This window comes from Actinoallomurus vinaceus (assembly GCF_039542055.1).
GTDB classification, from domain to species: Bacteria; Actinomycetota; Actinomycetes; order Streptosporangiales; family Streptosporangiaceae; genus Actinoallomurus; species Actinoallomurus vinaceus.
In genome coordinates, this window is record NZ_BAABHK010000015.1 from 276,293 (window position 1) to 302,267 (window position 25,975).

The window sequence follows — 25,975 nt, forward strand, 5'->3', positions numbered from 1 at the left end:
CCTGCTCCATCATGGGAGGGTGTTCGCCGACGTCGTCCCGTACCTCCGCTGCCCGATCTGCGCCGACGACCTGGCCGTCGCCGAGAAGGCGCTCCGGTGCCCGGCCGGGCATGCGTTCGACATCGCCCGGCAGGGCTACGCCAACCTGCTGACCGGCAAGGCGCACCTCGGCACCGCCGACACCCCGGAGATGGTCGCCGCCCGCGCGGACTTCCTCGGCGGCGGCCACTTCGCCCCGCTCGCCGAACTGGTCGCGGAGCGCGCGGCGGCCCTCGACCCGGGCGAGGGCTGCGTGCTGGACGCCGGCGCGGGCACGGGTCACTACCTCGCGGCCGTGCTCGACCGGCTGCCCGGACGGCCCGGTGTGGCCCTCGACATCTCCAAGCACGCGCTGCGCCGGGCCGCGCGGGCGCATCCGCGGATCGGCGCCCTGGCATGGGACGTCTGGCGGCCGCTGCCCGTGCGCACCGGCGCGGTCGCGGTCCTCATCGACGTGTTCGCCCCGCGGAGCGGGACGGAGTTCCACCGGGTGCTCAGGCCGGACGGCGCGCTGATCGTCGTCACTCCGGCCCCGTACCACCTGGGCGAGCTGATCGAACGGCTCGGGCTGCTGTCCGTGGACGAGCGGAAGGCCGACCGCGTGGCCGACTCGGTCGGCGAGCGCTTCGCCCCCACGGGCGCCTGGTCTCTGGACCTTCCGCTGTCCCTCACTCATGCCGACGTCGCGTCGCTCGTGGCGATGGGCCCCAGCGCCCGGCACACCGAACCGGGGATCCTGCGGGAGCGCATCGCCGCGCTCGCGGAGCCCGTGAAGGTCACCGCGGCGTTCGAGGTGCGCGCTTTCGACGTACGGCCGGAAAGCTGATATCTTTGACCTTTGACTGGCCTGGTGTGTACGCGCCGGGCGCGCAAGCGGAGGTCATCTCCCACCTGATCGGCTGCGCTCCCTCGGGAGACGAGAGGCTGATGGGTTCCGGTCAGGCACGCTGTAGGCGTGCCCGCCTCGTCGGCTCTGTGCTGCCGAGGTGTCCGGTAGTGGTGATGGCCCCGCATGCGAGTCATGCGGGGCTTTTCGTTTGAAGAGCCCAGGGCATGGCCGGTCAGGACAGCTCGGAAGCCCCAAGGAGGTCCCATCAGCGCCGAACCGCGTATCAACGAGCGCATTCGCGTGCCCGAGGTCCGGCTCGTCGGCCCGAACGGCGAACAGGTCGGCATCGTGCCGATCGCCAAGGCACTCGACCTTGCCCGGGAGTCCGACCTCGATCTCGTCGAGGTCGCCCCGACCGCGAGGCCGCCCGTGGCCAAGCTCATGGACTACGGCAAGTTCAAGTACGAGTCCGCGATGAAGGCCCGCGATGCGCGACGTAACCAGGCGCACACGGTCATCAAGGAGATCAAACTCCGGCCGAAGATCGATCCGCACGACTACGGCACCAAGAAGGGCCACGTCGAGCGGTTCCTCAAGGCAGGTGACAAGGTCAAGGTCACGATCATGTTCCGTGGCCGCGAGCAGTCCCGGCCGGAGCTGGGGTTCCGGCTGTTGCAGCGGCTGGCGGAGGACGTCGAGGAGCTCGGCTTCGTCGAGTCCCGTCCCAAGCAGGACGGCCGCAACATGATCATGGTCCTCGGACCGCATAAGAAGAAGAGCGAGGCAAAGGCCGAAACGCGCACCGCGACGGGAAGTCGTGCGCGACGGCAGCAGGAGGAGCACGGTTCCCCGGCCTGACCGGGCCCGCTCCGCCACGACCCTGCTCACCGAGCGGGGTCGTCTCGCGAAGAGGTAAGCACACGCGCCTCTCAGGCGTACAGCACTCCGTACGGAGTCGCCGTATGCCCGGATCGAGGCGCTCGGACTAGGGAGACGTCGGCGACCATGCCGAAGATGAAGACGCACAGTGGTGCCAAGAAGAGGTTCAAGCTGACGGGCACCGGCAAGGTCATGCGCCGCCGCGCCAACCGCAACCACCTGCTCGAGCACAAGCCGACGAAGCGCACGCGCCGGCTCGACGGAGCGGTCGTGGTGTCCAAGAACGACGAAACCAAGATCAAGAAGCTGCTCGGCGAGTAAGCCCGGCACCACCTGATCGCCGGGCTCCGGCACCACTCCGGTGCCGGCAGTCCCGTTAGTCGAACGACCGGCCGGAGCCCACAAGGCACGGCCTCCACGAAGGAGTTCAAGACGTGGCACGCGTGAAGCGGGCGGTCAACGCCGCCAAGAAGCGCCGGGTCGTCCTCGAGCGGGCGAGTGGCTACCGTGGCCAGCGGTCCAGGCTGTACCGCAAGGCCAAGGAGCAGCAGCTCCACTCGATGACGTACGCCTTCCGCGACCGGAAGGACCGCAAGGGCCAGTTCCGCCGTCTGTGGATCCAGCGGATCAACGCGGCGGCCCGCGCGAACGGCATGACGTACAACCGGTTCATCCAGGGCCTGCGTGAGGCCGGCGTCGAGGTCGACCGTCGCATGCTCGCCGAGCTCGCGGTCAACGACGCCGCGGCGTTCACGGTCCTCGTCGAGACGGCCAAGAAGGCGCTGCCCGCCGAGGGCAGCGCGGCCGCCTGACCGCGCAGATAACGACGCTGATGGCGGGCCGCGACCTGATCTCCACTCGATCACCACGGGTGAAGGCGGCTCGTCGGCTCGCCAAACGCGCGTTCCGCCGCCGCGAGCGGCGATTTCTCGCCGAGGGTCCCCAGGCGGTGCGGGAGGCCCTGGCGCTCGACGGCGTCCTCGCCGAGCTGTTCACCACCGCCGAGGCGGAGAACCGCCACCACGACCTGATCCTCCAGGCGGAGCGCTCGGGCGTCCCGATCTTCCGGGTGAGCGGCGAGGTCATGGCCGAACTCGCCCAGACCGTCACCCCGCAGGGCCTGCTGGCCGTCTGCGCGTTCGTCGACGTCGACCTCGAGGGCGTGCTCGCAGCGCCCCCGCGTCTGGTGACCGTGCTGGCGCACGTGCGCGATCCCGGGAACGCCGGCACCGTCCTGCGCACCGCCGACGCCGCCGGCTCCGACTCGGTGATCTTCACGGACGCCTCCGTCGATCCGTACAACGGCAAGTGCGTGCGCGCCTCGGCCGGCAGTCTGTTCCATCTGCCGGTCGTGGTCGGGCCGCGCTTCGACACCCTGATCCCGGCGCTCAAGGAGGCCGGGCTGACGGTCCTGGCGGCCGACGGGGCCGGAAAGTGCTCCCTGGACGCCGCGCTCGACTCGGGAACGCTCGCGGGACCGACGGCCTGGGTGTTCGGCAACGAGGCGTGGGGTCTGCCGGAGGAGATCCTGGACGCCGTCGACGAGGTCGTGCGCGTCCCCATCTACGGAGGGGCCGAGAGCCTCAACCTCGCCACCGCGGCCGCCGTGTGCCTGTACGCCTCGGCCCGGGCACAGCGTTCCGCCACGCCCTCCTGAGAGCGCCTCAGCGCAGCGCCAGGGTGAGGGCGACCCCGAGTCCGAAGGTGACGACCACGGCCCGCAGGACGCCGGGGGAGAGGCGCCGGGCGACGCGCGCGCCGAGGAACCCCCCGACCAGGCTGGTGACCGCCATCACCGCGACGGCGTCCCAGCGCACCGGGCCGAACAGCGCGAACGCGGCGAGGGCCACGGTGTTGATGACGAGGGACAGCACGGCCCGCACGGCGTTGAGTCGCTGCAGGTGGTCGTGGACGAAGACGCCGAGCAGCCCGAGCAGCATGACCCCCAGCCCGGCGCCGAAGTACGCGCCGTAGGCGCCGCCGACGAGGATGCCGCCGTGCAGGAGCACCCGGTGTCCGGCCCCGCCCCGGCGCCCGGTCGCGTCGAGCCTGCGCTTCAGCCACGGCTGGACCGCCAGGAGCAGGCTGGCCACGGCGATCAGCGCGGGCACCAGCGCGGTGAAGACCCCCTCGGGGGTGATCAGCAGCAGCAGGCAGCCGAGGACGGCGCCGGCCACGCTCGTCACGCTCAGCGCGACGACCCGCCGCCGCCGGCCGGCCAGCTCGGCGCGGTAGCCCGCGACACCGCCGACGTAGCCGGGCCACAGCGCCACCGTGTTGGTGACGTTCGCCGTGATGTTCGGGAGGCCCACGGCCAGCAGGGCCGGGAAGGAGATCAGCGAGCCACCGCCGGCGATCGCGTTGACCCCGCCGGCCGCCACGCCGGCCGCGCCGAGCAGGGCCATGTCGAGCAGGTCCATGTTCCGGCTCCTTCCGGCGGGCGACGGCGCGGGCCGTGTCGGAGAGTGACGGCGTCGAGCGACGACTGTATCCGGACCGTCGCGGTCCGCCGCCATCCGGCCCGGCGATCGAGGCGACCGCGGCCGTGGGAGCAGGCGTCCGATACCGAACGCAACAAGGATGTCTTCCGGCTGTAACAAATAGGCCTCCCGATTCGTTCAATCGAACAAAAGCCGACATGATCGATGCTGTTGATTCCGCCGTGCCGGATCGGTGAACCGGCCGGACGGCGGTTCGCGCTTCGGGTGGCCGTTGCGGTATCAATGAGGATTCCGATGAACGGGGCAAAACGGTTGAATACGAACATAAAGGGCATTCCACTGCCTCGCCGACGAGCGGCAGTGAGCTGCGAGAGGCTCCCTGGCAGGTCTCCGATGGCGCGCGGGGGCGCGCACCGGTGTCAGATGGCCGGCCGCGCGATGGCCGCCACGGTGGTGCGGCGCGATGGCGCGGTCGCGGTCGTGGCGGTCGGCGGTGAGATCGACGTGCAGACGGCGGGGCGGCTGCGCGCGGATCTCCTGACGCTGATCGACGGCGGTCACATCCACCTCGTCGTCGACTTCGAGGCCGTGCGCTTCTGCGACGCCGCCGGGCTCGGCGTGCTGGTCGCGGTGGCAAACCGGCTCCGGGAGAAGGGCGGCACGCTCTGCCTCGCGCGGGTGCGGCCCGCTCAGCGGAGGATTCTGCGAATCACCCGGCTCGACGAGCTGTTCCCCACATATGACACCGTTGACGAGGCGTTTCAGCACTGACTTGTGCTGGGCGACATGTCGGGTACACCGGTCATTACGCCTCCGGCGTGGCGGGATTTCCGCCGTCCGCACTAGAGTCAGGCTGTCGCAGTCAATATGGAGCCGGGGGAGGTGGCGGAGGCCGTGGGCGAACCGGTTCCGCGTGGCTCTGAGCCTTCCGCCGGGCGGGCGGCGTCGGACGGGGTCTGCCCCGATTCGCTGCCCGACGGGTTGCTCGTGGCCGACGCCGACCGGAGGGTCGTCGTGTTCAACCGCGCCGCGGTGCGGCTGACCGGCATCCCGAAGGCCGAGGCGCTCGGCCGCGACTTCGCCGGTGTCCTGCCGCTGCGCGACGCCGACGGCCGGGACTGGTGGAAGTGCCTCGACCCGTACGGCGGGCTGGCGATCCGCACCCGTCACCCGGAGCGGCCGCTCTACCTCGGTGACGGGCCCGAGCTGCTCGTCACCGCCTCCTACGACCGCGAGCCGGACGGCACCGTGCGCTCGTTCACCGTCGCCCTGCGCGACGCGGCCGAGCGCGCCCGCCACGAGCGCGGCCGGGCGGACCTCGTCTCCACCGTCGCGCACGAGCTGCGGTCGCCGCTGACCAGCGTCAAGGGCTTCACCGCCACCCTGCTGGCCAAGTGGCACCGGTTCAACGACGACCAGAAGCGCGTCATGCTCGAGACGGTCAACTCCGACGCCGACCGGGTGACCCGGCTGATCACCGAGCTGCTCGACGTCTCCCGCATCGAAGCGGGCCGGCTGGAGATGCGCCGCCAGGTCGTCGACGTCGTCGAGGAGGCCCGCAAGATCATCGCCGGCCGGGTGGCCGCGGGTGATTCGCCGGACCGGTTCAAGCTGGAGGTGCCGGGCGAGCTGCCCGAGATGTGGCTCGATCCCGACAAGATCGACCAGATCCTCGGGAACCTCGTGGAGAACGCCGTCCGGCACGGTGCTGGTACTGTGACGATCGTGGTGGAGCCGGACGCGAGCACGCGGGGAGCCGTCGTCGCCGTGCGCGACGAGGGCGAGGGCATCCCGCCCGAGGCGGCTCAGCGCGTCTTCCGCCAGTTCTGGCGCGGCCACGGCCAGCCCCGCGGGGGCACCGGCCTCGGCCTCTACATCGTGAAGGGCCTCGTCGAGGCGCACGGCGGCACCATCGCCGTGCGGCGCGCCCCCAGCGGCGGCGCCGAGTTCCGATTTAGCCTGCCCGCCGGGGCTCCAGACTTCGCCTGAGAGCGCCGCGGGCTTTCCGACCGGCACGGGTCCGCCATGATCGTGTAATGGCCCGGATCCCGGGCCGGAGGCCGTGCGCCGACTAGACTCGATCGCCGTTCCGCCACTGCTGGAGTAATCCAAACTCATGTCCGCACCGAATAAGTCATATGACCCCGTCGAGGTCACCGCGCTCCACCCGGACGAGGTGGCCCGCGCGCGCGACGAGGCGCTCGCCGCGATCGCGGCGGCCGCGAGCCTCGACGAGCTGAAGCAGGTCCGCCTGGCCCACGCCGGCGACCGCTCGCCCCTCGCGCTCGCCAACCGGGAGATCGGCGCCCTGCCGCCGCAGGCCAAGGCCGAGGCCGGCAAACGCGTCGGCACCGCCCGCCGCGAGGTCTCCGACGCGCTCAAGACGCGTCAGGCCGAGCTGGAGGAGGAGCGCGATCAGCGCGTCCTCGTCGAGGAGGCCGTCGACGTCACGCTGCCGTGGGACCGCACGCCGCGCGGCGCCCGGCACCCGGTGACGACGATCGCCGAGCGCATGGCCGACGTCTTCGTCTCCATGGGCTTCGAGCTGGCCGAGGGCCCCGAGGTCGAGGCCGAGTGGTTCAACTTCGACGCGCTGAACTTCCCGCCCGCCCACCCGGCGCGGGAGATGCAGGACACCTTCTTCGTCGAGTCGGAGGACTCCGGCCTCGTCCTGCGGACCCACACCTCGCCGGTGCAGATCCGCGCCCTGCTGACCCGTGAGCTGCCGGTCTACGTCGTCTGTACCGGCCGCACCTTCCGCACCGACGAACTCGACGCGACGCACAGCCCCGTCTTCCACCAGATGGAGGGCCTCGTCGTCGACGAGGGCATCACCATGGCCGACCTGCGCGGGGCCATCGGCGCGTTCGTCACCGGGATGTTCGGCGAAGGGCTCAAGACCCGCTTCCGCCCGTACTACTTCCCGTTCACCGAGCCGTCCGCCGAGGTCGACATGCAGTGCTTCGTCTGCCGCGGGGCCTCGGCCGAGCCGGGCGGCGAGCCCTGCCGCACGTGCCGGTCGGAGGGCTGGATCGAGCTGGGCGGCTGCGGCATGGTCAACCCGCGCGTGCTGGTCGCCGCAGGGGTCGACCCGGAGCGCTACAGCGGCTGGGCGTTCGGCCTGGGCGTCGAGCGCACGCTGATGTTCCGGCACGGGGTCGAGGACATGCACGACATGTTCGAGGGTGACGTGCGCTTCACCCAGGCGTTCGGGATGGAGATCTGATGCGCGTCCCTGTTTCGTGGCTGCGGGAGTACGCCGAGCTGCCCGCCGAGGTCACCGCGCGTGACATCGCCCAGAAGCTGATCGCCGCCGGCCTGGAGGTCGAGTCCGTCGACGCGGTCGGGCACGACGTGACCGGCGTCATCACCGGGCAGGTCCTCGAGATCGAGGAGCTCGCCGGTTTCAAGAAGCCGATCCGCTTCTGCCAGGTCGACGTCGGCGAAAGCGAGCCGCGCGGCATCGTCTGCGGCGCGACCAACTTCGTCGCCGGCGACCGCGTGCCGGTCGCGCTGCCGGGCGCGGTCCTGCCCGGCGGGTTCGCGATCGCCGCGCGCAAGACGTACGGGCGAGTCTCCGACGGCATGATCTGCTCCGAGGCCGAGCTCGGCCTGGCCGAGAGCAGCCCGGGCATCCTCATCCTGCCGCCGGACACGCCCCTCGGGGCGGACTTCGTCGAGCTGGCCGGGCTGCGCGACGAGGTGCTCGACATCGGGATCACGCCCGACCGCGGTTACACCGCCTCGATCCGCGGCATGGCGCGCGAGGCCGCGACGGCGTACGGCGTGCCGTTCCACGACCCCGCCGCCGTCGAGCTCCCGGCCGAGACCGGGGAGTCGTACCCGGCGAGCATCGCGGACCCGACCGGCTGCGACCGCTTCGTCCTGCGGGAGGTGCGCGGCTTCGCGCCGGACGCGCCGACGCCGCTGTGGATGCGGGTCCGGCTGACCCGTGCCGGGATGCGCTCGGTGTCCCTGGCCGTCGACGTCACCAACTACCTGATGCTCGAGCTGGGCCAGCCGCTGCACGCGTTCGACCGGGCGAAGCTGACCGGCCCGGTCGTCGTCCGCCGGGCCGAGCCCGGCGAGCGGCTCGAGACCCTCGACCATGTCGTACGGGACCTGCACCCGGACGACGTGCTGATCACCGACGCGTCGGGCCCGATCTCGATGGCCGGCACGATGGGCGGTCTGCACACCGAGATCGACGAGAAGTCGACCGACATGGTGATCGAGGGCGCGCACTTCTCGGCGAGCGACCTGGCGCGGCAGGGCCGCCGCCACAAGCTCAAGAGCGAGGCGCTGTACCGCTTCGAGCGCGGCGTGGATCGCGAGCTGCCGCTGGTGGCGACCCACAAGGCCGTGCGGATGCTGGCCGAGCTCGGCGGCGCGGAGATCCTGCCCGGCGTGACGCACGCCGAGGCGCCGGCGGAGAACGTCACGATCACCATCCCGGCCGACCACCCGGACCGCGTCGCGGGCGTCGCGTACGGCCGCGACACGGTGGTCAAGCGGCTGCGCGACGTCGGCTGCGAGGTGACGGGCGACGACGTCCTCACCGCGACGCCGCCGTCCTGGCGGCCCGACCTTCGCGACCCGAACGACCTCGCCGAAGAGGTCATCCGGCTCGAGGGCTACGAGAACATCCCCGCGCGCGCCCCGCGTTCGGTCGCCGGCCGGGGTCTCACCCCGGCGCAGCGCCTGCGCCGCCGCGCCGGCCGGGCCCTCGCCGCGGCCGGATACGACGAGGTGATCAACTACCCGTTCGTGTCCGCGGGCGACTGGGACGCCCTGCAGCTGCCCGCCGACGACGCCCGCCGGCGCGCGCTGCGGCTGGCCAACCCGCTCACCGAGGACGAGCCGCTCCTTCGCACGACGCTGCTCCCGGCGCTGCTGCGCACGCTCCACCGCAACATCGGGCGTGGCTTCGCCGACGTCGCCCTGTTCGAGACGGGTCTCGTCTACCGGCCCCGCCCCGACGCCCCGACGCCGCCGCGGCCGCCGGTCGACCGCGCGCCCACGGCGGAGGAGCTCGCCGCCGTCCAGGCGGCACTGCCCGACCAGCCGCTGCGCGTCGCCGTGGTCCTGGCCGGGCACCGCGAGCCGGCCGGCTGGTGGGGCGAGGGCCGCCCGGCGACCTGGGCCGACGCCATCGAGGCCGCCAGGATCATCGCAGGTGAGGCGGGCGTCGAGCTGGAGGTCAAGGCCGACCGGCACGCGCCGTGGCACCCCGGCCGCTGCGCCGCGCTGTTCGCCGACGGGACCCTCGTCGGCCACGCGGGGGAGCTGCACCCCCGGGTGACCAAGGCGTACGACCTGCCGGCCCGCGCCTGCGCGATGGAGCTCGACCTGAGCAGGCTCGAGCCGAAGGCGTCCGGCACCGTGGTCGCGCCGCACATCGCGACGTACCCGGTGGCCACGCAGGACATCGCGCTGACCGTGGCCGAGCGCGTCCCCGCCGCCGAGGTGGAGGCCGCCCTCCGGGCGGGCGTCGAGGCGCACGGCGCCGGGGACCTCCTCGAGTCGGTCCGGCTCTTCGACGTGTACACCGGTGAGCAGGTCGGCGAGGGGAACAAGTCGCTCGCCTACACACTCCGGTTCCGCGCGTCCGACCGTACGCTCACGGCCGAGGAGACCACCGCCGTCCGGGACGCCGCCGTCGCCGCCGCAGCCGAGCGGGTCGGCGCCGTCCTCCGCGGAGCCTGACTCAGGGCGTGTCTCACAGATCCGCGGTCCGGCCGCACGAACGGGATCTGCCAGACACGCCCTAACGCCGCGCCGTGATCACATCCGCGTGATCACGGCGCCGCGTTCCGGCCGGACACGAGAGGTCGCCGGGTCGGCGCATCAGGTGCCGTCGGGCCACAAGGCTCTGGGGCTCCGAGCGGCCCCGCCCGCGGCGCTCGGCGGCGCCGCGGGCGAGGCCGGGTGTCTCCGTTCTCAGGCCGTTGCGATCGCCGGGTCGCTCGTGCTCGGCCGGCCGGTCTCGACATGGCCGGCCAACCGCCGGAGGAACGTGTCGTCGTGGTCGGAGACGACCGAAAGGTCGTACCAGCCGTGGCTGCGACGCGCGGACGCCACGTGGACGGCGCGGGCGCCCGGCCGGAGCCGGTACGTGGCCGGACGCTCGTTGCCGTAGGCGTCCTTGACCGTCAGCTGAACGGGCTCCTTGCCGTCGTTGACCAGCGCCAGACTGATCTGCTCGCGGTGGCCGTCGTGGCGTGCCGTCACCTCCGGGGAACCGCTGCCGCCGCGACCCGTGAGCCGCCGGAAGAAGCCGTTCGGGCCGTGCACCCGGAAGTCGTACGCGCCCTGCCCGCTCCACGTCGCGGAGATCCGTCCGCCCGCCCCCACGGTGTAGGTCCAGGGCCCGCTCGCGTGGGTCGTGGAGGTCACGTGGAAGGTCGCGGCCGCCTCACCGTGGTCGGCGAAGTCGATCGCCAGACCGCCGGTTCCCACCCGGCCGTCGGCGGCCAGGTCGTACGGCAGCGGCCGGGCGGGGCGCAGCCCGCGTTCCTGCTTCGGCAGCACCGGCTTCGCCGGCGGCGTCGGCACGTAGTCGGGGTGCCGGTCGCGGTCCGGCGGGAGGTAACCGCTGGTGTCGGGGAGCGCGGGCATCCGCGCGGCGGTGCGGCCGAAGTCGAACGCCGAGGTCAGGTCGCCGCAGACGGCCCTGCGCCAGCCCGAGATGTTGGGCTCGTGGACGCCGAAGCGCCTCTCCATGAACCGGATGATCGAGGTGTGGTCGAAGACCTGGGAGCACACCCAGCCGCCCTTGCTCCAGGGCGACACCACGAACATCGGGACGCGCTGTCCCAGGCCGTACGGGCCGGGGACGCTCTGGCCGGAGCCCGGGAAGATCTCGCCGGCGACGTCGACCGTCGAGCGGCCCTGCGCCGGGGACGACGGAGGGTACGGCGGCACGGCGTGGTCGAAGAAGCCGTCGTTCTCGTCGTAGGTGACGAACAGCGCCGTCTTGCTCCACACGTCCGGGTCGGCCGTCAGCGCGTTCAGGACCTGGGAGATGTACCAGGCGCCGTAGTTGACGGGCCAGTTCGGGTGCTCGGTGAAGGCCTCGGGCGCGGCGATCCAGGAGATCTGCGGCAGCCGTCCGTTCAGGACGTCGGCCTTGAGGATGTCGAAGAAACCCTGACCGTGCTTGGCATCGGTGCCGGTCCGTGCCTTGTCGTACAGCGGGTCGCCGGGCTTCGCGTTCTGGTACTGGGTGAAGTAGAGCAGCGAGTTGTCGCCGTAGTTGCCGATGTAGGCGTCGTTCGTCCATCCCCAGGAGCCCGGGGCGTCGAGGCCGTCGCCGGCATCCTGGTAGATCTTCCAGGAGATCCCGGCCTTCTCCAGGCGCTCGGGATAGGTCGTCCAGGAGTAGCCCACCTCGTCGTTGCCGAGGACCGGGCCGCCTCCCTTGCCGTCGTTGCCGGTGTAGCCGGTCCACATGTAGTAGCGGTTCGGGTCGGTGGGGCCGATCAGCGAGCAGTGGTAGGCGTCGCAGACCGTGAAGGCGTCGGCCAGGGCGTAGTGGAAGGGGATGTCCTCACGGGTCAGGTACGCCATCGTGGTGGCGGTCTTCGTCGGCACCCACCTGTCGTACGCGCCGTTGTTCCAGGCGGCGTGCCCGCCGTTCCAGCTGTGGTCGAGGTCCTGGAGGAACCGCAGGCCGAGGTCGGTCGCGTCCGGGTGGAACGGGAGGACGTCCTTGGTCCCGTCGGACTGGTACCAGACCGGCTTGCCGCTCGGCAGCGTCACCGGGTGCGGATCGCCGAATCCGCGCACGCCGCGCAGCGTGCCGAAGTAGTGGTCGAAGGACCGGTTCTCCTGCATGAGGACCACGATGTGCTCGATGTCCCGCAGCGTGCCGGTGCGGCGGGCCGCGGGGACCTCCGCCGCGCGGGCGATGCTCGTGGACAGTGCGGTCATCGCGGCCGTCCCACCGGCGAGTTGCATGAATCGTCGACGGTTGATGTCGGACATGAAAGGCCTGCCTCGGGGTCGGGTCAGCGGGGCAGGACAGTGTTCTCAAGCGATTCGCAACTCTCCGCTGCGGAAGGGGGAAATCGGGAAGAAGCCTTGGCCAACCGGTGGGTCGCCGGGAGTCACTTCCCCCGGAGGGCGCGGAGCGGTCTGCGCTTGGCGGCCTTCTTCACGGCGGCGGGCAGGTCCCGCAGTTCGCGTTCCCGGCCGCGTTCCTCCCGCTCGGCGAGCCGGCCGGCGGCGAAGGCCTCGGCTGGCGGTGTCCCGGGCCGGCGGGCGACCTCGCCGAGCCGCTCGGCGGCGATGACGCCGTCCTGGTGGGCGCCGAGGATGCCCTGGAGCCGCTTCGCGCGGCGGGCCAGCTTCTTCGCGGGAGAGCCCAGGGCGGGCACGGCGGCCTCGGCGGTGTAGCGGGCCCGCTTGGCGGCCTTGCGGGTGCCGTGCAGAGCGGCGTCGCGTGCCGGGCCCGGAGACAGTTCGGCGGCGCGGGCGTGGCGGCGCAGCATCGTCCGCCAGGCCTTGTCGACGGTCTTGGCCGTCTCACGCCGGGACCGCCGGCCGGCTCGGTCGCCGACGAGGGGCGGGGAGGCCAGGAAGGTGTCGAGCGCGTCGAGGAGGGCGACGTACCGCGGTGACGACAGGGTCTCACGCAGCCGGTCGCGGTTGCGGAGCTCCTCCTCCGCCATCGCGGCCAGCCAGGTCGGCCGCTGGTCGGCGTCGGGCAGGTCCGCCAGCCGCTGCTCGAACCGCGCGCGGAGGACCTCCAGATCACGGACCTCGCCCAGCGCGTCGGCCAGCCACTTCAGCTCGGTGTCGAGGCCGGCGACGCGGGCCGGATCGATCATGCGCCGATGGGTACGGAGGAGGCTGCGGATCCGCCGTACGGCCACGCGCATCTTGTGCACGGTGTCGTCGTCGTGGTCGGCCAGGCGGACGAGCGGGTCGTTCGCCAGCATCGTGTCGACGTGCTCGGCCAGGTTGGTCACGAGGACCCCTCCGGCGGTGCCGGTGTCCACGGGCCGGTCCGCGGAGGGGACCGCCTCGAGCGTCCGGGCGAGCTTGGACCGGGCCGCCGACTCCCGGGCGCCCGCCCCGAGCAGGTGGTCGCCGACGGCCGCCAGGAAGTCGTCGGACGCGGTGACGGCCTCGATCTCGATCTCGCGCCACGCCATCAGGCGCACCTCGCCGCCGCTCCGGCCGAAGGGGTGCGCGTGCACCGTGTCGTCAGCCAGTTTCGCCAGGACCCGGCCCTTCTTCCCCAGGAGGGGGCGTTCGATCCGGCGGGTCTCCACCTCGGCCACCGGCACGAGCGGCCGCCCGCGCGTGCGGGCGGTGACGAGCGTGGCGAGTTCCGCCGGCACGGTCTCCTCACCGCCGTCACCGAGCGGCAGCTGGATCTCTCGCTTGGTGTTCTCGCCCGCCGGCAGCTTGAGGTGCCATCCGGCGTCGTCGCCGCCCTGACGGCGGCGCAGCGTGATCCCGCGGGCGGCGAGCCGCAGGTCCTCGGTGTCGAAGTACCGGGCCTGGAGGGTGTGCGTGGCGGGTTCGCCGACCCTGACGTGTGCTTTTCGCAGGTCGGGAAGCACGAAGTCGGCGTCGGCGTCGTACTTGCGCTCGAGCTCCGTATGACGGGCCACGGCGAATCTCCTCAAAACATGTATATATCGGGGCAAAACGCCATACCCAGATATACGCCGCCGAAGATTCGCCGGAAAGCCTTCCGTGAGCTTCAGGTCCGGGGGCGAGCCCGACGCGCGGGGTCAGCCGGCCTTCTGGAACGCGCTGACGGTGGCGCCGCTCTTCGTGCAGTCGGCGCCGCGGCCGTTCTGCTGGATCTGGTCGGGCGGGTAGATGACGCACGACCAGCCCTGGACCGAGAGCTCGCCGCCGCTGCCCTGGCCCGGCGCCTTGCCCTCGGCGATCTCGGCGAAGAACGCCTTGTACACCGAGACCGCCTCCGTGCAGGACGCCGACCCCTTGGTCACCTTGAGGTAGGCGGGGGCGCCGCCGGCGGCGTCGACCTTCCCGCAGTCGGCCCCGGCGGCCGCCGTCGGCTTGGCGGCCTTCGGCTTGGAATCGGAGCCGCATCCGGTGAGGGCGAGCAGGGCGGCCAAGGGCAGGGAGATCAGGGCGATCCGATGCATGAGCGGACCCTAGCGGTTTCCCCGCTTCCGGAAAGGCGCTTGCATGATGATGCAGAGAAATGCATACTTAACACAGCGGCGGAGGAGGAGACGATGGGCACGCGTGCGGCGATCGCCGGAGCGAGCGGCTACGCGGGAGGTGAGCTGCTGCGTGTGCTGGCCGGGCACCCCGAGTTCGAGATCGGCGCGCTGACCGCGAATTCGAGCGCGGGCACGGCACTCGGCGCGCACCAGCCGCACCTGCACCCGCTGGCCGACCGGATCCTCGCCGAGACGACGCCCGAGACCCTCGCCGGTCACGACGTCGTCTTCCTCGCCCTGCCCCACGGCCAGTCCGGGCCGATCGCGGAGCAGTTGGGCGGCGATGTGCTCGTCGTCGACTGCGGCGCCGACTTCCGGCTCGCCGACGCCGCCGACTGGGAGCACTACTACGGCGGCGCGCACGCGGGCACCTGGCCGTACGGCCTGCCGGAGCTGCCCGGCAACCGCGAGCGGCTCCGCGCCACGCGGCGCATCGCGGTTCCGGGGTGCTATCCGACCGTGTCGCTGCTCGCGCTGTTCCCCGCGTACGCCGCGGGACTGGCCGAGCCCGAGGCCGTGATCGTCGCGGCGTCCGGCACCTCCGGCGCGGGCCGGGCGCCCAAGCCCAACCTGCTCGGCAGCGAGGTCATGGGCTCGATGAGCGCGTACGGCGTCGGCGGCGTCCACCGCCACACCCCGGAGATCACCCAGGAGCTGTCCGCGGTGGCGGGACATCCGGTCACCGTGTCGTTCACGCCGACCCTCGCGCCGATGAGCCGCGGCATCCTCGCCACCTGCTCGGCCAGGGCCGCGCCCGGCGTCACCGCCCAGGGTCTGCGGGACGCGTACGCGGACGTCTACGCCGGCGAGCCGTTCGTCCGCCTCCTGCCCGAAGGGCAGTGGCCCGCGACCGCGATGACGCTCGGCGCGAACACCGCCGCCGTCCAGGTCGCCCTCGACGAGCGCGCCGGGCGCGTCGTCGCGGTGGCCGCCATCGACAACCTGACCAAGGGCACCGCCGGCGGGGCCGTGCAGAGCGCGAACCTCGCCCTCGGTCTGCCAGAAGCAATGGGTCTCACCACGATCGGAGTCGCCCCGTGAGCGTCACCGCCCCCCTTGGATTCAGAGCGGCCGGGCTCGCCGCAGGCATCAAGAAGGGCGGTGAGCGCGACCTCGCCCTCGTCGTCAACGACGGTCCGTCCCGCGCGGCGGCCGGCGTCTTCACCCGCAACCGCGTGAAGGCCGCGCCGGTGCTGTGGTCGGAGCAGGTGCTGCGCGGCGGCCGCGTGCGCGCCGTCGTCCTCAACTCCGGTGGGGCCAACGCCTGCACCGGCCCGGCGGGCTTCCAGGACACGCACCAGACGGCCGAGAAGGTCGCGGACGTCCTCGGCGACTCGGCCGGCGAGGTCGCGGTCTGCTCCACCGGTCTCATCGGCGACCGGCTGCCGATGAACGCCCTGCTCAGCGGCGTCGACGAGGCCGCCCGCGAGTTGTCGCGCGACGGCGGCCTGCCGGCCGCCGACGCGATCCGGACGACCGACACCGTCGCCAAGATCGCCTTCCGTCGGGCGACCGCCGGCTACACCGTCGGCGGCATGGCCAAGGGAGCGGGCATGCTCGCGCCGGCCCTCGCCACCATGCTGTGCGTGATCACGACCGACGCCGACGTCGACGCGGTGACGCTCGACCGGGTGCTGCGGCGGGCGTGCGAGGTGACGTTCGAGCGGCTCGACACCGACGGCTGCATGTCCACCAACGACACCGTTCTGCTGCTGGCGAGCGGGGCGAGCGGCGTCAGCCCGTCCGAGGACGAGCTCGCCGAGACCGTCACCGACATCTGCGCCGACCTCGCCCGGCAGCTGCTGCTCGATGCCGAGGGCGCCACCAAGGCGATCGCGATCGAGGTCGTCGGCGCGGCCAGCGACCACGACGCGGTGCTGGTCGGCCGGGCGGTGTCCCGCAGCAACCTGCTCAAGTGCGCGATCCACGGCGAGGACCCCAACTGGGGCCGCGTGATCTCCGCCGTCGGCACCACCGAGGCCGTCTTCGAACCCGACCGCATCAACGTCGCGATCAACGGCGTCTGGCTGTGCCGCAACGGATCCTTCGGCGACGACCGGTCCAAGGTCGACATGCGGCCCCGCGACGTGACCATCACCGTCGACCTCAGCGCCGGCACCCACACCGCGACCGTGCACACCACGGACCTCACCGCCGACTACGTCCACGAGAATTCGGCGTACTCCTCATGAGCCCGAAACCACGGATCCGTACGGCCGCGAGCGAGGCCGCCCTGCAGAAGGCCGCCACGCTCATCGAGGCGCTGCCCTGGCTGGAGGAGTTCGCCGGCAGGACCGTCGTGATCAAGTACGGCGGGCACGCCATGGTCGACGACGACCTGCGGCTGGCCTTCGCCCGCGACGTCGCCTTCCTCCGGTACGCCGGGCTGCGCCCGGTGGTGGTGCACGGCGGTGGCCCGCAGATCAACGCGCACCTCGACCGGCTGGGCCTGGAGAGCACGTTCAAGGCTGGCCTCCGGGTGACCACGCCGGAGACCATGGATGTCGTCCGCATGGTCCTGGTCGGCCAGGTCGGCCCCGACGTCGTGGGCCTCCTCAACCAGCACGGCGCGTTCGGCGTCGGCATGTCGGGGGAGGACGCCCGGCTGTTCACCGCCGAGCGCAAGACCGCCGTGGTGGACGGCGAGCAGGTCGACATCGGACAGGTCGGCGAGATCGTCGACGTCGACGCGGGAGCGGTCCGCAGCCTCCTCGACGACGGGCGCATCCCGGTGATCTCCAGCATCGCCCGCGGCGAGGACGGCGAGGTCTTCAACGTCAACGCCGACACCGCGGCGGGCGCGCTGGCCGCCGCCCTCCGGGCCAGCAAGCTGGTCGTGCTGACCGACGTGGAGGGCCTGTACTCCGACTGGCCGGCCGACGGTTCCGGGGACGCCGCCGAGGTGATCGACCAGATCACCGCCGGCGACCTGGAGAAACTTTTGCCCGACCTGTCAGCGGGCATGGTGCCCAAGATGGAGGCCTGCCTGCGCGCGGTGCGCGGCGGGGTGCCGCAGGCCCACGTGCTCGACGGCAGGGTGCCGCACGCGCTGCTGCTGGAGATCTTCACCGACGAGGGAATCGGAACCATGGTGGTGCCGGCATGAACGACCTTCGGAAGCGGTTCGAGGCCGCGCTGATGCCCAATTACGGCGTCCCGCCGCTCGCGCTCGCCCGCGGCGAGGGCTGCCGGGTCTGGGACACCGACGGCAACGCCTACCTCGACCTCATCGGCGGCATCGCGGTCTCGGTGCTCGGGCACGGCCATCCGGCGCTGGTCCAGGCGGTCTCCGCGCAGGTCGCCACCCTCGCGCACACCTCCAACCTGTTTCTGCACGAGCCTGAGGTGCTGCTCGCCGAGCGGCTCCTCGGGCTGCTGGGCGGCGACGGGCGCGTCTTCTTCACCAACTCCGGCACCGAGGCCAACGAAGCGGCCTACAAGCTCGTCCGCCGCCACACGGGCCCCGACCGCACCTACGTCGTGGCGGCCGACAGTAGCTTCCACGGCCGGACGATGGGCGCGCTGGCGCTGACCGGCAAGGCGTCGATCCGCGAGCCGTTCGGCCCCTTCGCCGCCGACGTACGGTTCGTGACGTACGGCTCGGTCGACGAGCTGCGGGCCGCCGTCACCGGCGACTGCGCGGCGGTCTTCCTCGAGCCGACCCAGGGCGAGGCGGGTGTGATCCCCGCGCCGGAGGGATACCTCGCGGCCGCGCGGGCGATCTGCGACGAGACCGGAGCGGCGCTCGTCCTCGACGAGATCCAGAGCGGCGTCGGCCGCACCGGCACCTGGTTCCAGCACCAGCACGAGGGCGTACGACCCGACGTGATCACCCTGGCGAAGGGGCTGGGCGGCGGGCTGCCGATCGGCGCCTGCGTCGGCTTCGGCCCGTACGCGACGGCGTTCGGCAAGGGCGACCACGGCTCGACGTTCGGCGGCAACCCCGTCGCCTGCGCCGCCGCGCTGGCCGTCCTGGACACCATCGAGCGCGAAGGCCTCCTCGAGCACGTCACCAAGGTCGGCGACCAGCTCGCCGCCGCCGTCGAAGCGATCGACCACCCCCTCCTGGCGGGCGTACGCGGCCGGGGGCTGTGGCGGGCGATCGTCCTCGCCGAGCCCGAGTCCGCCGCCGTCGAGGCCGCCGCCCGCGACGCGGGCTTCCTCGTCAACGCGGTCGCGCCCCAGGCGGTCCGGCTCGCCCCACCGCTGATCATCGCGCCGGACGAGGTCGCCTCCTTCGTCACGGCCCTGCCGGGAATCCTGGGGGCGGCGTCATGACCACCCCTCTGACGAAGACGGCGCGGCAGTCGCGGATCATCGAGCTGCTCGGCCGCAACGCCGTGCACTCCCAGAGCGAGCTGGCCCGGCTGCTCGCCGACGCCGGCGTCGACGTCACCCAGGCCACCCTGTCGCGTGACCTCGTCGACATCGGCGCGGTGAAGCTGCGGGCCGCGGACGGTTCGCTGATCTACGCGGTGCCGGGGGAGGGCGGCGAGCGCATCCGCCGGGCCCGGACCGGCGCCGCCGAGACGTTCGGCGGCCGGCTGGCCCGGCTCGCCCAGGAGCTGCTGGTCTCGGCCGAGGCCTCCGCCAACCTGGTGATCGTGCGCACGCCGGCCGGCGGCGCGCAGTTCCTCGCCTCGGCCATCGACCACGCCGACTGGCCCACCGTGCTCGGCACCGTTGCCGGCGACGACACGGTCCTCGTCATCGCGCGGGACCCCGCGGGCGGCGGCGAACTCGCGGCCGCGCTGCTGGCGCTGACCGAGCGGCGCCCGGACGACCGGGCCCCGCGAGGCTCGCGCGGCGGCGTGGGCGGCGCGCCCACCGACGCCTCCTGGGCCCCGGCGGCCGACCCCGACGGCGGCACCGTTCAGGTCCCTCGCGGCACCGCCCCGATCATCCCGGCGGCGCCCGAGCAGGCCGAGCGACGACGACCCTAGGGCGCCGTGCAGGCGGCGCCCGCCGTCAGCGTCAGACTTTTCGAATCCTGGAGCCATCGTCATGACCGAACGCGTCGTACTCGCGTATTCCGGAGGTCTCGATACCTCCGTAGCCATCCCGTACCTCGCCGAGCAGACCGGCGGTGAGGTCGTCGCCGTCGCTGTGGACCTCGGGCAGGGCGGCGAGGACCTCGAGGGCATCCGCAAGCGCGCTCTCGCCTGCGGTGCCGTCGAAGCGGTCGTCGTCGACGCCAGGGAGGAGTTCGCGGCGGACTTCTGCTTCGCCGCCCTCAGGGCCAACGCCCTCTACATGGACCGGTACCCGCTGGTGTCAGCGCTGTCCCGGCCGCTCATCGTCAAGCACCTCGTCGCCGCGGCGAAGGAGCACGGCGGGACCACGGTGTCGCACGGCTGTACCGGCAAGGGCAACGACCAGGTCCGCTTCGAAGCCGGCCTGTCGGCCCTCGCCCCCGAGCTCAAGGTGATCGCGCCCGCCCGTGACTTCGCCTGGACGCGGGACAAGGCCATCGCCTTCGCGGAGGAGAAGGGCCTGCCGATCGACGTCACGTCCAAGTCGCCGTACTCCATCGACCAGAACCTCTGGGGCCGCGCCGTCGAGACCGGCTTCCTCGAGGACATCTGGAACGCTCCGACGGAGGACGTCTACGCCTACACGTCGGACCCGGCACAGCCGCGTGAGGCCGACGAGGTGGTCATCACGTTCAAGGAAGGCGTCCCCGTCGCGCTCGACGGCAGGGAGCTCAGCCCGTACCGGCTCGTCGCCGAGCTCAACCGGCGGGCCGGCGCCCAGGGCGTCGGCCGTCTCGACATGGTCGAGGACCGCCTGGTCGGCATCAAGAGCCGCGAGGTCTACGAGGCGCCGGCCGCGATCGCGCTGATCACCGCCCACCAGGAGCTGGAGAACGTCACGGTCGAGCGCGACCTCGCCCGCTTCAAACGCGGCGTGGACCAGCGCTGGAGCGAGCTGGCCTACGACGGCCTGTGGTTCTCGCCGCTGATGGACGCGCTCGACGCCTTCATCGGCGAGGCCCAGAAACACGTGACCGGCGAGATCCGGATGACCCTGCACGGCGGCCGGGCGGTCGTCACCGGACGGCGCAGCGCCGCGTCCCTGTACGACTACGACCTCGCCACGTACGACACCGGCGACACGTTCGACCAGAGCCTCGCCAAGGGCTTCGTCGAGCTGTGGAGCCTGCCGAGCAAGATCGCTGCCAAGCGGGACCGCCTGCTCGGCTGAACCACCTCCGCCGGTCGAGGACCCCGGGCCGTTCTCGGCCACGGGGGTAACCGGCACATGTCCACCATCAATGCACCGGGCCCGACCATCGGCCCGGGCGGCACGCGCCGACACGGACAGGCCGCCATGCAGTAGTTTCGCATCGGCGGCCGGTCAGGTCGCGGACGCCTGCCGACAGTTTCCAGGGGAGAAGAACAGCGTGACGGACGACCAGCAGCGCAAGACGCCGACCAGGCTGTGGGGCGGCCGGTTCGAGGGCGGTCCGTCCGAGGCCCTCGCCCGCCTGTCGGTCAGCGTGCAGTTCGACTGGCGGCTCGCCCCGTACGACCTGCTGGGATCGCGAGCCCACGCCCGGGTCCTGCACCGCGCGGGCCTGCTCACCGAGGACGAGCTGCGCCGCATGCTCGACGCGCTCGACGACCTGGACAACGCCTGCCGCGCCGGCGAGTTCCGCCCGGTGGTCGCCGACGAGGACGTCCACACCGCGCTGGAGCGCGGCCTGCTCGAGCGGCTCGGCGCCCTCGGCGGCAAGCTGCGCGCCGGCCGCAGCCGTAACGACCAGGTCGCCACCGACATGCGGCTCTACCTGCGGGACCACGTCCGGCAGATCGTGTCCCGGCTCGTGGAGCTGGAGACCGCGCTGATCGCTCAGGCCGACCACAACCTCGGCGTCGCCGCTCCGGGCATGACCCACCTGCAGCACGCCCAGCCGGTGCTGTTCTCGCACCAGCTGCTGGCGCACGTGCACGCGTTCGCCCGCGACGTCGACCGGCTGCGCGACTGGGACAAACGGGCCGCGATCAGCCCGCTGGGCTCCGGCGCGCTCGCCGGGTCCTCGCTGCCGCTGGACCCGGAGGCGGTCGCGGAGGAGCTCGGGTTCACCGCCGCCGCGCCCAACTCGATGGACGCCGTGAGCGACCGCGACTTCGCCGTCGAGTTCCTCGCCGCCGCCGCGCTGATCGGCGTCCACCTGTCGCGCCTGGGTGAGGAGGTCGTGCTCTGGGCGTCCCAGGAGTTCCGCTGGATCGAGATGGACGACACCTACGCGACCGGGTCGTCGATCATGCCGCAGAAGAAGAACCCGGACGTCGCCGAGCTGGCCCGCGGCAAGTCCGGCCGGCTCATCGGCCACCTCACCGCGCTGCTGACCACGCTGAAGGGCCTGCCCCTCACCTACAACCGCGACCTGCAGGAGGACAAGGAGGGCGTGTTCGACGCCGTCGACACCCTGCTGCTCGTCCTGCCCGCGGTGTCCGGCCTGATCGCCACCATGCGCGTCAACACCGAACGCCTGGAGTCCCTCGCGCCCGAGGGCTTCGCCCTCGCCACCGACGTCGCCGAGCTGCTGGTCCGCAGGGGCGTGGCGTTCCGCGACGCGCACGAGGTCGTCGGCCACCTCGTCGTGTGGTGCCAGGTCAACGACAAGGACTTCGGCGACCTCACCGACGACGAACTGGCCAAGGTCTCCCCGCACCTGACCCCGGACGTACGCGACGTGTTCTCCGTCCAGGGCGCGCTCGCCGCCCGCAAGGCGTACGGCGGCACCTCTCCGGAGCGCGTCGCCGAGCAGCTCACGACGCTGCGCTCGCTCGTCGACGGCCACGCCTCCTGGGCGGCCTCGGGAATCGGATGAGCGCTCCGCTCCCGCGCGCGTTCTTCGACCGCTTGCCCGAGGAGGTCGCACCCGACCTCCTCGGCTGCGTCCTCGAACGCTCGTCGCCGGAGGGGACGGTCGTGGTGCGCCTGACGGAGGTGGAGGCGTACGCCGGACCCCTCGATCCGGCCTCGCACGCCTTCCGGGGCCGGACGAACCGCAACGCCGTGATGTTCGGTCCACCCGGCCACGCGTACGTGTACTTCACATACGGCATGCACTACTGCGTGAACCTCGTGTGCCTGGGGGAGGGCACCGCGGCGGCCGTCCTGATCCGCGCCGGTGAGATCGTCGAGGGCCGGGAACTGGCCGTGGCCCGCCGTCCGCGCTCCTCGGCCCGCGATCTCGCGCGGGGCCCCGCCCGGCTCTGTGAGGCCCTGGCGATCGACCGGGCTCTGTACGGCGCCGACGTCTGTGATCCGGAGAGCCCCCTGCGCGTGCTCTCCGGATCACAGACGTCGGCGGGGGTGCGCACCGGGCCCCGTACGGGCGTCACCAGCGCAAAGGACGTGCCCTGGCGATTCTGGATCGACGGCGATCCAAGCGTCTCCGCGTACCGCCTGCACACGCCTCGCCGCCGGCCGGCGCCGGAGGCGCGCCGCTAACTCCGCTGTCGCGCTCCGCGACGGGCCGATGGGTGCTCACGCCCGTTCCCGGGTGAGCCGCGCCGCGGAGACGAGGTGGACGGCGGCCAGGACGGTGCCACCGGCGACCATTCCCGGGTTGCGCAGGGAGATCCCGATCGCCGCGTCGGCCACCTGGGCCAGACCGGCGACGACCAGTACGGGGACCAGCCCGCGGCGTGACCGGCTCGCGAGCAGACAGAGGACCACGGCGCTGAGCGGAAGCGCCCGGGCCCCGTACATCCGTGCGTAGAGGTCCACGCCGTTCGTGGCGTCGGCTCCGGAGGGCAGGAGCAGTGCCGGATCGGCGAGGCCGATCACACAGGAGACCGCCGCCACCAGCGCGGCCAGGCCGTTCACGAGGATGAGACTGCGAGACAACGCCATGGTTCACTCCTGAAATCGTTCACGATGTGAATGATGCGGCGACGGTAGCATCGTGATCATGGACGATGTCAAGCCTGAAGCGTTCACGGCGACGCTCGCCTTCCGGATCGGCACCCTCGGGGCCCTCGTCACCGACCGTCTCGCCGAGAAGGCGCGCGAGCACGGGCTGAAGGTCAAGCACGTGGGGGTGCTGGCGGCCCTCGCGGGCAGCGGGCCCATGTCCCAGCTGGAGCTGGCGCGGCTCATGCGGGTCGCGCCGAGCCTCGTGGTGACCCTCGCCGACCACCTGGAGACGATGGAGGCCATCCAGCGCCTCCGGGACCCCGACGACCGGCGTCGTCAGCGGCTGGAGCTGACGGAGACCGGACGCGCCCTCCTCGACGAGTGCACCGAGGCGGCGCGTGCCCTCGACGACGACCTCACCGCCTCGCTCGACGCCGAACAGCGCGCCACGCTCGAAAGCCTGCTCGCCGCCGTCGCGGCCGCCGAGGGCCTCCCGGCCTGAGAAGCCGGCCAGGCCTGACGGGAAACCGGTGGGAGACCCGCCGGACGACCCGTTACCTTGATGCCGAACCGGTCCGGCATCCTTGGAAGGGACCGGACGTACGTACGAGACGAGGAAGAACGTGACCGACATACTGGACGATCTCGCCTGGCGAGGCCTGATCACACAGTCCACCGACCTGGACGAACTGCGGGCCATGCTCGCCTCGGGGCCGGTCACGCTCTATTGCGGTTTCGACCCGACCGCGCCTTCGCTGCACGTCGGAAGCCTGATGCAGCTCCTGACGCTCCGCCGGTTCCAGCAGGCGGGCCACCGCACGATCGGGCTGGTCGGCGGCGCCACCGGACTCATCGGCGACCCCAGCGGCAAGAGCGCCGAGCGCACGCTCAACTCCGAGGAGGTCGTCGCCGGCTGGGTCGAGCGCATCCGGAAGCAGGTCTCCCGGTTCCTCGACCTGACCGAGGACCGCGGCCTCATCGTCAGCAACCTCGACTGGACCGGCCCCATGTCGGCCATCGAGTTCCTGCGCGACATCGGCAAGCACTTCCCCGTCAACCGCATGCTCGCGCGCGAGACGGTCAAGTCGCGGCTGGACACCACCGGCATGAGCTACACCGAGTTCAGCTACGTGCTGCTGCAGTCCATGGACTTCCTCGAGCTGTACCGCAGGTATGGCTGCCGCCTGCAGACCGGCGGCAGCGACCAGTGGGGCAACCTCACCGCCGGCGCCGACCTCATCCGCCGGGTGGAGGGCGGAAGCGCCCACGCGCTCACGACCCCGCTCGTGACGCGGGCCGACGGCACGAAGTTCGGCAAGACGGCCGGAGGCGAGACCTACTGGCTCGATCCCGAGCTGACCTCGCCGTACGCCTTCTACCAGTTCTGGCTGAACGCCGACGACCGTGACGTCGTGACGTACCTGAAGTACTTCAGCTTCCGGAGCCACGAGGAGATCGAGGAGCTGGAGAAGGCGACCAGCGAACGTCCTGCCGCCCGGGCCGCGCAGCGGGCCATCGCCGAGGAGCTCACCACACTCGTCCACGGGGCCGAGGAGACACAGCGGGTGATCGCCGCGTCCCGTGCGCTGTTCGGCCAGGGCGACCTCGGTGAGCTGGACGAGCGCACCCTGGCCAGCGCCCTCGCCGAGGTGCCGTCCACGACCGTCTCCGGGCCGTTGCCGCCGGTCGTGGACCTCCTCGCGGCGACAGGCCTCGTGGGCAGCAAGTCCGAGGCGCGCCGTACGGTCACGCAGGGTGGGGCCTACGTCAACAACGCCAAGGTCACCGACGAGGCGGCAGTGCCCGACCAGGGCGACCTGCTGCATGGCCGCTTCCTCGTGCTGCGGCGCGGCAAGCGCAACATCGGCGGAGTGACGGTCGCCTCCGAGTGAACACGTCCGGGTGGCGCCCCGCACGCCGGAGTGCCACCCGGACGCGGCTCTCCGCGAGCTGGGCGCGGGCCGGAGTGATCCCCTGGGATCTGCCCGGACGATCGCATCAATGATCGTAAGCGCGCTCTTGATGATTGACCTTGGTAATGCCGAGGACACGCTTTCGAGAATCGTCGGGCGCTCTGAGCCGACGACGAAGAGATCGATCCCCAAGGGATCTACGCCCACGCGATCGCGCACCGCCGATTTGACGGTGTTTCCATCGGGTCGTAATGTTCTCTTCGCCCCCAGGGAAGCGGGACGCCGGAAGGCGGCCGGCCCGGGGGAAACCCGCACCGAGTGCTTCTGGTTCGGACCACGGTTCGAGCGGGGTAGCATGGTGTGGTCGCCCTGAGACGGGATGCGGAACACCGCTGGAAGCGGTGGTCGGCCCGTAGGGAACTTCTGGATGTGGTCGCTGCGGCCGGTTTCGGCTGGTCGGGGTGGTTGCTGTCTGGAGGGGCTGGTCTGGTCTCCGGTTGTCGGTCCAAGATCTTCGGGTCTGGGGGTTGACAAACAGGACCGGGCCGGTAAGATAGAAGGGTTGCCCCAGACGGGGTCCGGCGAGAGTCGGGACCCGGACGGTGTGTGTCCGTTTCTTGAGAACTCAACAGTGTGCTAAAAGCCAGTGCCTTTTGGTCCTCGCCTGGCTAGGTCGGTCCCTTCGGGGTTGATTCTGGTCGGGTTTGGATTCCTTTGGCAAGTATGATTCTTGCCGGGATTTTTTTCATTAGGGTTTGGCGGTTGTCTTCGGATGATCGTCGTTTGGCCTTA

The 25,975-nt window shown here is 71.8% G+C and carries 23 protein-coding genes and 1 pseudogene; 19 read left to right on the forward strand and 5 right to left on the reverse strand.

Going from position 1 to position 25,975, the window contains the following annotated elements; translation table 11 throughout:
• Window positions 1–19: 19 nt before the first annotated feature.
• From ABEA24_RS40395 to ABEA24_RS40415, 5 genes are all read left to right on the forward strand, one after another.
• Window positions 20–865 (forward strand): putative RNA methyltransferase, encoded by an 846-nt coding sequence (locus ABEA24_RS40395; protein ID WP_345438549.1) that lies wholly within the window; start codon window positions 20–22, stop codon window positions 863–865.
• A 195-nt stretch (window positions 866–1,060) separates the two neighbouring features.
• A complete protein-coding gene (gene infC / locus ABEA24_RS40400; RefSeq protein WP_345438551.1) occupies window positions 1,061–1,726 on the forward strand; it encodes a translation initiation factor IF-3 in 666 nt (221 codons plus the stop codon).
• A 147-nt stretch (window positions 1,727–1,873) separates the two neighbouring features.
• Window positions 1,874–2,068, forward strand: coding sequence for a 50S ribosomal protein L35 (rpmI, locus tag ABEA24_RS40405; RefSeq protein ID WP_345438553.1), 195 nt, complete (start codon window positions 1,874–1,876; stop codon window positions 2,066–2,068).
• A gap of 113 nt (window positions 2,069–2,181) precedes the next feature.
• On the forward strand, window positions 2,182–2,559 hold the full coding sequence (gene rplT, locus ABEA24_RS40410; protein WP_345356301.1) for a 50S ribosomal protein L20: 378 nt from the start codon (window positions 2,182–2,184) through the stop codon (window positions 2,557–2,559).
• Window positions 2,560–2,579: 20 nt separating this feature from the next.
• Window positions 2,580–3,404, forward strand: a complete 825-nt coding sequence (locus tag ABEA24_RS40415) for a TrmH family RNA methyltransferase (RefSeq protein WP_345438555.1) — start codon at window positions 2,580–2,582, stop codon at window positions 3,402–3,404.
• Window positions 3,405–3,411: 7 nt separating this feature from the next.
• Here the strand turns inward: ABEA24_RS40415 and ABEA24_RS40420 are convergent, their stop codons facing one another.
• Window positions 3,412–4,167 carry a sulfite exporter TauE/SafE family protein gene (locus ABEA24_RS40420; protein ID WP_345438557.1) on the reverse strand — a complete coding sequence of 252 codons (756 nt, stop codon included), beginning with the start codon at window positions 4,165–4,167 and terminating at the stop codon, window positions 3,412–3,414.
• Window positions 4,168–4,611: 444 nt separating this feature from the next.
• Between ABEA24_RS40420 and ABEA24_RS40425 the strand changes: the two genes are divergently transcribed.
• The 4 genes from ABEA24_RS40425 to pheT all read left to right on the forward strand — a co-directional run bounded on the left by ABEA24_RS40425 (window position 4,612) and on the right by pheT (window position 9,894).
• Window positions 4,612–4,959: an STAS domain-containing protein gene (locus tag ABEA24_RS40425; RefSeq protein WP_345438559.1), complete on the forward strand. Its 348-nt coding sequence runs from the start codon at window positions 4,612–4,614 to the stop codon at window positions 4,957–4,959.
• Between the two features lie 96 nt (window positions 4,960–5,055).
• On the forward strand, window positions 5,056–6,177 hold the full coding sequence (locus tag ABEA24_RS40430; protein WP_425551294.1) for a sensor histidine kinase: 1,122 nt from the start codon (window positions 5,056–5,058) through the stop codon (window positions 6,175–6,177).
• A gap of 127 nt (window positions 6,178–6,304) precedes the next feature.
• Window positions 6,305–7,414, forward strand: a complete 1,110-nt coding sequence (gene pheS, locus ABEA24_RS40435; protein ID WP_345438563.1) for a phenylalanine--tRNA ligase subunit alpha — start codon at window positions 6,305–6,307, stop codon at window positions 7,412–7,414.
• Window positions 7,414–9,894, forward strand: coding sequence for a phenylalanine--tRNA ligase subunit beta (gene pheT, locus ABEA24_RS40440; RefSeq protein WP_345438565.1), 2,481 nt, complete (start codon window positions 7,414–7,416; stop codon window positions 9,892–9,894). The genes pheS and pheT overlap by 1 nt, the downstream gene beginning before the upstream one ends.
• Before the next feature lie 234 nt (window positions 9,895–10,128).
• Here pheT and ABEA24_RS40445 read toward each other — a convergent pair whose 3' ends face one another.
• The 3 genes from ABEA24_RS40445 to ABEA24_RS40455 all read right to left on the reverse strand — a co-directional run bounded on the left by ABEA24_RS40445 (window position 10,129) and on the right by ABEA24_RS40455 (window position 14,318).
• Window positions 10,129–12,174 carry a phosphocholine-specific phospholipase C gene (locus tag ABEA24_RS40445; RefSeq protein ID WP_345438567.1) on the reverse strand — a complete coding sequence of 682 codons (2,046 nt, stop codon included), beginning with the start codon at window positions 12,172–12,174 and terminating at the stop codon, window positions 10,129–10,131.
• 122 nt (window positions 12,175–12,296) lie between these two features.
• A complete protein-coding gene (locus tag ABEA24_RS40450) occupies window positions 12,297–13,811 on the reverse strand; it encodes a CYTH and CHAD domain-containing protein (RefSeq protein ID WP_345438569.1) in 1,515 nt (504 codons plus the stop codon).
• Between the two features lie 123 nt (window positions 13,812–13,934).
• Window positions 13,935–14,318, reverse strand: coding sequence for a hypothetical protein (locus ABEA24_RS40455; protein ID WP_345438571.1), 384 nt, complete (start codon window positions 14,316–14,318; stop codon window positions 13,935–13,937).
• Between the two features lie 93 nt (window positions 14,319–14,411).
• On the opposite strand from ABEA24_RS40455, the gene argC reads away from it, so the two are divergent.
• From argC to ABEA24_RS40495, 8 genes and pseudogenes are all read left to right on the forward strand, one after another.
• On the forward strand, window positions 14,412–15,440 hold the full coding sequence (gene argC / locus ABEA24_RS40460; protein ID WP_345438572.1) for an N-acetyl-gamma-glutamyl-phosphate reductase: 1,029 nt from the start codon (window positions 14,412–14,414) through the stop codon (window positions 15,438–15,440).
• Window positions 15,437–16,591, forward strand: coding sequence for a bifunctional glutamate N-acetyltransferase/amino-acid acetyltransferase ArgJ (gene argJ, locus ABEA24_RS40465; RefSeq protein ID WP_345438574.1), 1,155 nt, complete (start codon window positions 15,437–15,439; stop codon window positions 16,589–16,591). The genes argC and argJ overlap by 4 nt, the downstream gene beginning before the upstream one ends.
• Window positions 16,588–17,505, forward strand: a complete 918-nt coding sequence (gene argB / locus ABEA24_RS40470; protein ID WP_345438577.1) for an acetylglutamate kinase — start codon at window positions 16,588–16,590, stop codon at window positions 17,503–17,505. Before argJ ends, argB begins: the two co-directional genes overlap by 4 nt.
• On the forward strand, window positions 17,502–18,677 hold the full coding sequence (locus ABEA24_RS40475; RefSeq protein ID WP_345438579.1) for an acetylornithine transaminase: 1,176 nt from the start codon (window positions 17,502–17,504) through the stop codon (window positions 18,675–18,677). Before argB ends, ABEA24_RS40475 begins: the two co-directional genes overlap by 4 nt.
• A pseudogene (locus tag ABEA24_RS40480) lies at window positions 18,674–19,177 on the forward strand (arginine repressor); the annotation flags it as partial. The gene ABEA24_RS40475 and the pseudogene ABEA24_RS40480, both read left to right, overlap by 4 nt.
• A gap of 226 nt (window positions 19,178–19,403) precedes the next feature.
• On the forward strand, window positions 19,404–20,603 hold the full coding sequence (locus ABEA24_RS40485; protein WP_345438581.1) for an argininosuccinate synthase: 1,200 nt from the start codon (window positions 19,404–19,406) through the stop codon (window positions 20,601–20,603).
• 199 nt (window positions 20,604–20,802) lie between these two features.
• Complete coding sequence (argH, locus tag ABEA24_RS40490) at window positions 20,803–22,236, forward strand: argininosuccinate lyase (RefSeq protein WP_345438584.1); 1,434 nt, start codon at window positions 20,803–20,805, stop codon at window positions 22,234–22,236.
• A complete protein-coding gene (locus ABEA24_RS40495; protein ID WP_345438586.1) occupies window positions 22,233–22,862 on the forward strand; it encodes a DNA-3-methyladenine glycosylase in 630 nt (209 codons plus the stop codon). Before argH ends, ABEA24_RS40495 begins: the two co-directional genes overlap by 4 nt.
• 36 nt (window positions 22,863–22,898) lie before the next feature.
• Here the strand turns inward: ABEA24_RS40495 and ABEA24_RS40500 are convergent, their stop codons facing one another.
• A complete protein-coding gene (locus tag ABEA24_RS40500) occupies window positions 22,899–23,267 on the reverse strand; it encodes a hypothetical protein (RefSeq protein ID WP_345438588.1) in 369 nt (122 codons plus the stop codon).
• A gap of 58 nt (window positions 23,268–23,325) precedes the next feature.
• Between ABEA24_RS40500 and ABEA24_RS40505 the strand changes: the two genes are divergently transcribed.
• A complete protein-coding gene (locus tag ABEA24_RS40505; RefSeq protein ID WP_345438591.1) occupies window positions 23,326–23,772 on the forward strand; it encodes a MarR family winged helix-turn-helix transcriptional regulator in 447 nt (148 codons plus the stop codon).
• Window positions 23,773–23,893: 121 nt separating this feature from the next.
• Window positions 23,894–25,162, forward strand: coding sequence for a tyrosine--tRNA ligase (gene tyrS / locus ABEA24_RS40510; protein WP_345438593.1), 1,269 nt, complete (start codon window positions 23,894–23,896; stop codon window positions 25,160–25,162).
• Window positions 25,163–25,975 lie beyond the last annotated feature (813 nt).